The sequence below is a fragment of the Wolbachia endosymbiont of Drosophila seguyi genome (genome assembly GCF_028981765.1).
GTDB classification, from domain to species: Bacteria; Pseudomonadota; Alphaproteobacteria; order Rickettsiales; family Anaplasmataceae; genus Wolbachia; species Wolbachia pipientis.
Map to the genome: position 1 here is coordinate 1 of NZ_JAPQLM010000042.1, position 9,617 is coordinate 9,617.

The following is a 9,617-nucleotide window of genomic DNA, read 5'->3' on the forward strand; positions in this document are numbered from 1 at the left end:
AAGAAAATTAGATTTACTTAACATCTTAGCAAATCCAAAGAGAGAACCAATATTTAAAACAGAAGAAGATTTTGAAAATAAAGTACTCATTGGTCTTAGAAAGTTACTAAGTGAAGGAAATACATTAAACAAATATGACAGAGAATTTGCATTAAATAAGTGCGTTATCAGCAGCTATTATTCCATTCATGACATAAAAGCAGATAAAGATATAGCATTGTTCTTTTCTTTGGGTGGTCACTATAAAGAACTTTCGTCATCTAACAAAACAGTAAAAAGAGAAGTATTAGAGATATGTGAGAATCAGTTAATAGAGAGCTATATAATGTTCTTAGCTGGCAAACTACACATGATCGGATTATCAAGTAGAGATAAATATACAATCGACCATGAGAATGTGGATCGGCAAGAGAAAGCATTGAAAATGGATGGATTAATATATCCTATAAATACAAAAAACACCCTAGAGCAACTGTTAAAAAACCAAAATAGTGATGAATTTGAACAATTAATAACGAGCCCTGATAATATATACTACTCAGTGCTGCAAGAAGAGAATGAATGTAGGCCAAATCCTATCACCAGCAAGAAAAAAGAAAAAGACCATAAAAACACAGTCTGTAAACTTATTTTAGGTATGTTTGTATTATCTGTTGGGTTATATGTTGCTGATTATTTCTTTATGGAGCAAAAATTATTTAATCCAATAAAAGGTGTCCTACCACAGGATAATTTTGCTAATCTAGTAATTGCTGCAGTGCTTACTATCGTAATAGTATATGCTTTATTTCAATTATCACAGGAACCACCACTTTCAACAGTCAATAAGATGACGAATGAAAATTTAGGACAGCCCGTGCAAAATAAGTTTAGAATTACATAAATGTAGCAACTTAAAAGCATATATTGTATAATGCTTATTCTTAAGTTAAGAGGTAATTTATGGATTTAAGTAAAATAACAGCAGGACCAAATGCGGTGAATGTGGTAATTGAAATAAGTGCGAATGCTGAGCCTGTAAAGTATGAATTTAATAAAGAGTTTAGGTTGTTACAAGTTGACAGATTTTTATCTACCTCAATGACTTATCCTTGCAATTATGGGTTTGTACCAAATACCTGCGCAGGTGATGGTGATCCTGTGGATGTTTTGGTGCTAACTCAATTTCCCTTAGCATCTAGTGTTTTAATATCGGTGCGTCCAATAGGCGCATTACTCACTAAAGATGAAAAAGGAGAAGATGAGAAAATATTAGCAGTGCCTGTTTCCAGTGTTGATAGCTATTATGACAATATAAAGGACTATTCTGGCTTATCTAAAAGCCTACTAGATAAAATTACTCATTTCTTTTCTCATTATAAAGATCTGGAAAAGGGAAAAACGGTAGCAGTTGGAGAATGGGTTGGTGTGGAAGAAGCAAAGAAAATCATTGAAAAAAGCAGAAATTAGTTTTTATTGATTTATAGCTAAAGTGGCTTAGGTTTGCCCACAATTTGAAAAACAACAAATTCGTCATTCCGCTACTTGTTAGCGGAATCTATACCGCGCACAACTGTACGAACATTGCAATATGGCACATAGTAAACGATGTCATTCTAGTGCGTGACACTGGGATCCAGACTTTCCGTAAAAACGTTATATTTTAACATAACACTTATATGCTCACCAACTTAGTGCTAATCAAAATCCTGGATCCCAGTGTCTGGGCACTGGGATGACAAGAAAGGGAGCACTGGAATTTTTGTTTCAGCATTAGCCATGCATCTGAACAGATACAAATATTGCAATTAAAAGCATTAGACAGGTGGTAGAGGTCTTGGTATTATATAATCTTTAGGTTCTAAATTTGGAAGGGTGGCCGAGCGGCTGAAGGCGGCGGTTTGCTAAACCGTTATACGACCCAAAAGTCGTATCGAGGGTTCGAATCCCTCTCCTTCCGTATACTGTTTTTAGCACGGTTTAAATTCGCTATATTAGCATGTTTTTAGCCTATTTACCAGCGTACCTGATTTTGTTGCAATGGTTTTTATTTCCATTGTCACTGAGATCACTATTAAAAAGTTGGCTAGCATTGACTCAGTATTTATTATAGAATTGGTTATTAACTTTACTTGTATGTATAAAATACTAATTTTACTGTTGATAGTGTTGCCACTTAGGTTGCTTGCAACCGAGATTGAAATTGTTGCAGATGTAAATGGTGAACCAATTTCAAATTTAGATATCGAAAAACGCATCAACTTTATAAATTCATTGTTTGGCACTCAAAGTGTTAATCAAAAAGAAGCAAAGCCTCAAGTGCTTAGGGAGCTAATAGACGAAATTATCATTATCAATGAAGCACAGAGGCTGAATATAAAATTGAGCAACGAGGAGTTAGATAATGCTATTATGTTATTTTTAACCCAAAGTTTTAAACTTAAGGCTAATGAAGTTGATCAATACATAGAGAAGCATAATATAGATCTTGGTATTTTAAGAAAACAAATAAAATGTCAGTTACTGTGGAGCAAAATTATTGAAGTAAGAATTGTGCCATTTATTAATATAAGCGATAAAGAAGTAGATGATGTAAAAAGGCAAACAGAAAAGCCGGATTATCTTATCACGTTCCAAGAGTTTATAATTCCTGATCAAAAAGACAAGGACGTTTATGGTATAGCTGAAGATTTAGTAAAAAAATTACGCAACAGTGATAACCCAGAATCTCCAATAAAGATGCGTAAAGCAACAGTTAATTTAAGTCAGCTAAAAGGAAAACTCAAGAGCGTTTTAGAAGGATTAGAAACCAGCGACATAGCAGGTCCATTTAGTTTCAGTGAAGGTTACTCCGTTATAAAAGTAATAGATAAAGTACAACTTAATCATGCACTGCTGGAAAGCACTTTAAAATTAAAACAGATTGTGGTTGAAGGTTCAGAAAGTTTATTAGATAATCTCAAGGAGCAAAAGGTCAGTTGTTTAAATTTTGATAAATTGGCAGATAATTTTAAGCTGCCAAACGCAAAAGAATTTGAAATAAAAATGCGAGATTTAAATCCTGATTTACAGATTTTATTTAGTAAAACAAGTGTGAATGAAATAGTAGAATTGAGAGAAAATGGCACTGCAAAGTTGATGATGTTGTGTGATATCAAGAGTAATGTAGCGGGTATAGAAGCAATCAAACATAAAATGTACCAACAAAAGATTATGATACAAAGCAACTTGTTATTAGATGATATGCGTAAAAATGCAGCTATCAGTTATCGGTATAGTTGAAGTCAGAGAGTGTTCTTGTCTTTGTGTATAGAACTATATAAATTACTTTGTTCTATAAAATTTCAAAAAATTTGAACAAATGCAGTTAAAATAGCACATGAAGAATATAATGCTAATTGGTGGTGGAGTTGGAAATGCAGTGTTATTTTCGATAGGGAAGGCATGTCTTGAAAATAATAACAAGGTTTTGTACTTTGCTGGCTATAAGAAGTTAAGTGATGTATTTAAACGAGCACTGATAGAGCGTGCATCAAATGCAGTAGTTTGGGCATGTGAAGAAGGATTGATAGAAACAAGCAGAGATCAAGATAAATCCTTTCATGGTAATATAGTTGATGCAATAGTCTCTTATCAACAAGGAAGATTAGGTATTAATTTGAACGTTATAGATAAAATTATCACTATTGGTTCTGACAAAATGATGAAAGCTGTGAATGAAGCTAGAAAAACAATTTTAAAGCCATATCTGAAATCAGGCCACATAGCGATATCATCAGTTAATTCTCCTATGCAGTGTATGATGAAAGAAATCTGCGCTCAGTGTGTGCAGCAACATATAAATGCGAAAACAGGAGAAAGGAGTTTTGTTTATAGTTGCAGTAATCAAGACCAGGATATGGGGTGTGTTGACTTTGACTTTTTAAGTGAGCGCTTGAAGCAAAATAGTTTACAAGAAAAACTTACTGCAAAATGGATAGATCATGTTCAAAGATATTAAACAGCACAAAAAGGAAATAAGAGAGCAATATAGAGCTATAAGAAAAGATATTGATGAAAGTTATTCCAGTTATGCGGCAAATTCCCTTATTAATCTCTTTAATCAGAACTTAAGCTACGTTAAAGGCAAAACAATAGCAGCTTACATTCCAATGGATGAGGAAATAGATGTTGTGCCTTTGATGCATAGTTTACTCGATTTAGATTATAAAGTAGCAATTCCTAATAAAAATAAGTTACTAAAATTTGAGGAATGGAACAAAACAAATGAAGACGTAATTCCCGACACAATCATTACTCCTGTTATTGCTTTTGATGATCATTTTAATAGATTGGGTTTTGGCGGTGGTTGGTATGATACAATGATAGAAAAACTGCGGCCACTTGGAAAAATATTTATAGGTGTAGCCTATGAGAAACAATATTGTAAAGATTTACCTGTAGAAAAACATGATCAAAAATTGGATATTATAATCACTGAGATGTGTGTTAGATGTGGAAGTGGATTGCTCAAAAAAGTGGATAAAAAAGAATAGATCTCTACCTTTTCCATTCCCTCCCTCTCCAAGCCATCAGAGGGTTTTGGTTTCTCCTGTACTCGCTTGTTCAGAACTTGGACTATCTAATTGAGGAACTGGTGACTTCATTTGGTTAACTTTATCATTAACCATTTTTTCTACCTCCTCTATTTTACCCTCACCAATGGCCATAATTTTAGATTGAAATTTCTCCATAAGTTCCTCAAGTGCTTCCTTATCACTTTCATAAGTACTAGTACCTTTTTCTCTAAGCTTTTTCATGTCATCTTCTGAAAAATTTTGAATAGTTCCATTCTTTACTAACTCTTGTATAGCAGATCGCTGCCCTTCATTTTGAAGCATGCCTATGACCTTTGCTTTACTCTGGGCGTTTTTTATTTTTTCACCTTCTTCGGACATATTATAGCCTATAATCTCTTGAGCCAAACTGTTGTATAATTTACTAAAGTTATCTTTTTTTGGCCCAACCTCAGGCAATTTATCCCCTAAATTTTTAGATAAACTTTTCACTGCTTTTCCTGCATCAATCGCACCTTCTTTTATTTTTTCCCCTGCCTTTACTATACCTATTCCTGCATAACGTGCTCCAATACCTACAAGTGCTATTAATGTAGCAAGCACAATAAGTGGAGAAAATGCTGCTCCTAATACCATTACGGCAGAAGCTATTCCAATTTTTTTATTTGCAGATGCTGATTTAAAATAATTGACTAGATTGTCCAGTGGACCTTTATTATTATTTATAACATTACTTATTGCTTGCTGATTAACAGATTTTAACGCCTCTTCTATTATTTTTGAGTCAACATTTTCAGAAGTTAAACCTTCAAGCGCTTCTTCAATGAATTTTATAAATAATTCTTTGTTGACCTCCTTTTGCAAGCCTTGGTCATTAATCGCTAAACCTAAATCTTTGAGGTTCATCCCTTTAACTTGTTCTGATAGGGTTGTAAATAACTCTTTTTTCCCCTCTTGTGAGGATTGTGCAATACTTTCTATTATATCTGAAATAGCTTTTCTTAGTTCTGGATAGTCAGTGTCAAAAAACATACTATTGCTAGATTCCATATTCAGCTTCGTTGATTATAAATATGCCTAATTATACATACTAATCATTAATTATATTATAATTGATATAACATACCCCTTTCCAAATATAGAATTTGTATTAAAATATCTAGATTATATGAAATCAAGGTACTTTATGGGTGAAAAAAAATTAAAAGCTGCTGTGGTCTTATCAGGGTGTGGTCACCTTGACGGTGCAGAGGTAAGAGAAGCGGTTTTAAGTTTGCTTGTACTTGATCAGCAGGAAGTGGATGTTAAATGCTTTGCACCTGATATCAATATCACACAAGTTATGAATCATAGAACAAAAGAGGCAACAAAAGAAAAAAGGAATGTACTTGTGGAAGCAGCAAGAATCGCAAGAGGCGAAATATATGACTTAAAAGAAGCCAAAGCTGAAAATTTTGACATGCTAGTTGTACCTGGTGGATACGGGGTTGCGAAAAATTTATCTGACTTAGCTGAAAGTAAAGACATGGTGACAGTAATGCCTGAATTTGAAAGATTAGTTTCAGAATTTTTTGTTACAAAAAAGCCAATAGGAGCGATATGCATATCTCCAGCCATCATTGTTTCAATTTTAAGTAGCAAGATAGGTAAAGAAGAAAGTAAGGTTAAGGTAACTATAGGAGATGACAGAGAACAGTTGATAGAAAGGCTTGGCGGCGAGCACATAAAATGCGATACAGAGTTATCAATAGAAGACGAAGAACATAATGTATTTTCCTGTTCTGCTTATATGCGTAGCGACGAAAGTACATACTCTGTATATCAAGGGATAAAGCATATGATTGACAGCATGGTAAAAAAGATTAACAAAAAAACTAAACAGCCATTCCTATAAGGTGTACTAAATAAGACTTCTCTATTAATCACACAATTAACTGTTGAATTTTACATTTCTAGCTGTATTATGGCTACGTAGCTAAAGTAACTTAGGTTTATCGACGCTTTACTACTTGTTAGCGGTGTGGTGTAGTGGCCATATATGTTTAGTTCTTTTTTTTAAGGTATTTTGTATGTCAGATCTTTTCTATATTGAAACTACGTGTTGTGTGGACGGTCAGTGTGATGTCTATACAGGGGAAGTGAGTTTTAATGATGTCATGTTAGGCAAGTTCAGTCTAAATTCGTGCAGCGGGAAAGAAGCTATGATAAATCTAGACATTATTACATTCGATATTAATATCGCTATTGATGGTCAAAATGGAAAGACAATAAAAAAAGACCTTAAAGGTCTTGAATTTGTAACTAAAGATGATGGTTCTTGGTATATTAATAAGGATTTTGGTGATGATAAATTTGAAGTTGTAGTAAAGCAATCATAATTTTACATCTCAGGTGTAACATTTAGTATAGGCGCTATTCTATTTATAATGTTCTTTACTATAGGCGCAGCAATTATTCCCCCGGTATGGTGCATCCCTTGAGGCTCATCAATAGCAATTAGCACTATGTACCTTGGGTCAAGCATAGTTAGCACTCCTATAAATGATGCTATGTTTGCATCTTTGCTATATTTACCATCTACAACTTTTTCCGCCGATCCAGTTTTTCCTCCTATTGAATATGCCTTTATTTTTGCTTTTCTGCCAGTGCCATCTGTTACTGCTGCACGTAATAATTTTCTCATTTCCCTGGAAGTTCTTCTTGAGATAATTTGCTCTCCTATACTTCTTTTATTCAACATCAAGGTTGCGTTATGAAATATCCCATTGTTGATTAATGCTGCTGCAGTTTGTGCAAGATGTATAGGAGTTACAGCTATGCCATAACCATAAGATGCTGTTATTAAAGTGGTTTCACTCCATTTATCCGGGATTATCGGTGTGGATTTTTCTGGTATTTCTATTTTCAAAGGAGAAAATAGCTTCATAGCTTTAAAGTATTCTACCTGTTTTTCAATACCTAGTTTGACTGCAATTTTTGCTGCACCAATGTTGGATGATTTTACAAATATATCTTGCACAGTAATTTTTGGAATTTTAGATTTATGAAAATCCTGAATTTTATACTTTCCGATGGTGATTGGTGTTGATACGTCATATAAATCGCTAGTTTTTGTAGCGTTCGCATCAAGCGCTGCGGCTATTGTAAAGTATTTTAATACCGACCCCATCTCATATACCCCAAGACTGGCGCGATTAAACTTTTGTACGTCTTCTGCCTTATTCTGTAAGTTGGGATTAAAATCAGGTAGGCTGACCATCGAGATAACTTCACTATTTCTCACATTTAAAACAATTCCTACTCCGCCAAGTGCCTGATATCTGCTTACAGCTTTAGTTAGCTCTTCATGCACTATGCTTTGCACTCGTGTATCTAAGGATAGTATTATGGGCTTTTCTTGCTCATTGTTTTTACTTATATACACCTCAACTCCTGCAATACCATTGCCATCTATGTCAGTGTAACCAAGCACGTGTGAAAATAAATTACTGTGAGGATATATACGCTTTATGTCGTCATCAAAATTTACTCCTGGTACACCAGCGTTTTTGATCGCTAGTAATTCTTTTGGAGTCAAGTGCCGCTTTATCCAAGCAAATTTCTTTTCTGAAGTAAGTACTCTATATAAGTTCTTGTATTCGAGGTCATGCAAAGTAGAACACAGTTGTGCTGCTATACTTTCCGGATTCTTTACTTTGGTTGCATCTATATATAGTGATGTTGTGGGCACATTTGTTGCTATTACCACTCCATTTCTATCTAAAATATCAGGTTGTTTATGTACTATATTATCTTTTCTAAAATTTTCTGAAGTAGTAAGTTGATCAAATGTTAAAGAGAATATGCGAAAAATAATTATTATATAAAATATAAATAATGGTACTATAAAACACAGTGAGCGGAGCTTATTTTTAAGTAATGCTTGCATATTTACTTGATTTGACAAAAATGGAAATCATCTTAGCTGAACCACGAGGTTTTTGTGCCGGGGTAAAAAGAGCTGTGGACATATTAGCTATTACTTTAGAAAAATACAAAAACGAGCGCCAAGTTTATGTGCTACACGAAATTGTTCACAATAAATATATAGTAGAGGACTTTAAGAAACAAGGAGTGGTTTTTGTAAGCAGTATCGAGGAAATTGAAGATAATGAAGGAATACTGATCTTCAGCGCGCACGGAGTATCAAAAAATATAGAAGATGAGGCAAAAAGAAAGGGTATTCAAGTGATTGATGCAACATGTCCTTTAGTCAACAAAGTGCATAAAGAAGCAAAAAGGTATGAAAACAGTGGTAAAGAATTAATTCTCATTGGGCATGAAAACCATCCAGAAGTTAAGGGAATTAGGGGAAGAGTAAACAATCCTATCACTTTAGTGCAAACTTTGCAGGATGTATATGATTTAAAGGTTAAAGATCCAGATAATTTGTCTTATGTTACACAAACTACGTTAAGCATCGACGATACCCGTGACATTATTGCTGCCTTGAAATTAAGGTTTCCAGGCATAACAGGTCCAGATTTAAAGGACATATGCTATGCAACGCAAAACAGACAAAATGCTGTTAAAAAGCTAGCTGAAATTGTAGACATGGTATTAGTTGTAGGAAGTAAAAATAGCTCAAATTCAAACCGCTTATTAGATCTGTGCACTGCCAGAGGAAAAAGAGCCTACTTGATTGATAATTACAGCTGTGTGAATAAAAGCTGGTTTCAGGGCGTAGAAAAGATAGGAATCACCGCAGGTGCTTCCGCTCCTGACATATTAGTTGATGAATTAATAGACTACCTAAAAGTAAACCTGAGTGTAAAAATTTCAGTTATGCCAGGTGGTATTACTGAAAATGTTCAGTTTAAAATACCGAATCTGGTTTAAAACACAACTTATCTACTAAACTTCTCTTGAAATCACACAAACCAGCATCTATAGCTAAGACGTCATACCGCGATTCATTAGACTTCTTGCATAACCATATAACAAACTTTTATTGGGAATAGAAACGAAAAAACTTGCTTGACAAACTCCGCCAGCCCTCTTATCATGAAACTGAAGCTATTGTATTTGCTTTCGCCAATCTGC

11 protein-coding genes and 1 tRNA gene are annotated in these 9,617 nt (G+C 34.1%); 10 read left to right on the plus strand and 2 right to left on the minus strand.

The genetic code is table 11. The features are described from left to right. The 7 genes from OZD62_RS00840 to OZD62_RS00870 form a co-directional block, all read left to right on the plus strand. The coding region (locus OZD62_RS00840) for a WD1261 family protein (RefSeq protein ID WP_275019235.1) at window positions 1-883 on the plus strand (883 nt) is incomplete at its 5' end. 59 nt (window positions 884-942) lie between these two features. Beyond that, window positions 943-1,449, plus strand: coding sequence for an inorganic diphosphatase (gene ppa / locus OZD62_RS00845; protein WP_275019236.1), 507 nt, complete (start codon window positions 943-945; stop codon window positions 1,447-1,449). A 44-nt stretch (window positions 1,450-1,493) separates the two neighbouring features. Further along, window positions 1,494-1,646 (plus strand): hypothetical protein, encoded by a 153-nt coding sequence (locus tag OZD62_RS00850; protein WP_275019237.1) that lies wholly within the window; start codon window positions 1,494-1,496, stop codon window positions 1,644-1,646. Window positions 1,647-1,848: 202 nt separating this feature from the next. Continuing rightward, a tRNA-Ser gene (locus OZD62_RS00855) sits at window positions 1,849-1,939 on the plus strand. 176 nt (window positions 1,940-2,115) lie between these two features. Further along, window positions 2,116-3,261, plus strand: coding sequence for a SurA N-terminal domain-containing protein (locus OZD62_RS00860; protein ID WP_275019238.1), 1,146 nt, complete (start codon window positions 2,116-2,118; stop codon window positions 3,259-3,261). Window positions 3,262-3,358: 97 nt separating this feature from the next. Further along, entirely contained in the window at window positions 3,359-3,979 is a 621-nt protein-coding gene (locus tag OZD62_RS00865) for a ferredoxin reductase domain-containing protein (protein WP_006279429.1), read from the plus strand. Continuing rightward, a complete protein-coding gene (locus tag OZD62_RS00870; protein WP_010963143.1) occupies window positions 3,963-4,514 on the plus strand; it encodes a 5-formyltetrahydrofolate cyclo-ligase in 552 nt (183 codons plus the stop codon). The genes OZD62_RS00865 and OZD62_RS00870 overlap by 17 nt, the downstream gene beginning before the upstream one ends. Window positions 4,515-4,550: 36 nt before the next feature. On the opposite strand, the gene OZD62_RS00875 is transcribed toward OZD62_RS00870, so the two are convergent. Continuing rightward, window positions 4,551-5,585, minus strand: a complete 1,035-nt coding sequence (locus OZD62_RS00875; protein ID WP_070357017.1) for a hypothetical protein — start codon at window positions 5,583-5,585, stop codon at window positions 4,551-4,553. Window positions 5,586-5,703: 118 nt separating this feature from the next. Here OZD62_RS00875 and elbB point away from each other — a divergent pair, with 118 nt between their 5' ends. Together elbB and OZD62_RS00885 are read left to right on the plus strand one after the other, a co-directional pair. After that, the gene (gene elbB / locus OZD62_RS00880) at window positions 5,704-6,429 is read left to right on the plus strand and encodes an isoprenoid biosynthesis glyoxalase ElbB (RefSeq protein ID WP_006279595.1); all 726 of its coding nucleotides are present in this window, start codon (window positions 5,704-5,706) and stop codon (window positions 6,427-6,429) included. Window positions 6,430-6,604: 175 nt separating this feature from the next. Then, window positions 6,605-6,913 (plus strand): hypothetical protein, encoded by a 309-nt coding sequence (locus OZD62_RS00885; RefSeq protein ID WP_010081942.1) that lies wholly within the window; start codon window positions 6,605-6,607, stop codon window positions 6,911-6,913. Window positions 6,914-6,915: 2 nt separating this feature from the next. Here the strand turns inward: OZD62_RS00885 and OZD62_RS00890 are convergent, their stop codons facing one another. Beyond that, window positions 6,916-8,463, minus strand: a complete 1,548-nt coding sequence (locus OZD62_RS00890; protein ID WP_275019239.1) for a peptidoglycan D,D-transpeptidase FtsI family protein — start codon at window positions 8,461-8,463, stop codon at window positions 6,916-6,918. A gap of 20 nt (window positions 8,464-8,483) precedes the next feature. On the opposite strand from OZD62_RS00890, the gene ispH reads away from it, so the two are divergent. Continuing rightward, a complete protein-coding gene (gene ispH / locus OZD62_RS00895) occupies window positions 8,484-9,413 on the plus strand; it encodes a 4-hydroxy-3-methylbut-2-enyl diphosphate reductase (protein WP_010963148.1) in 930 nt (309 codons plus the stop codon). The last annotated feature ends 204 nt before the right edge of the window (window positions 9,414-9,617 follow it).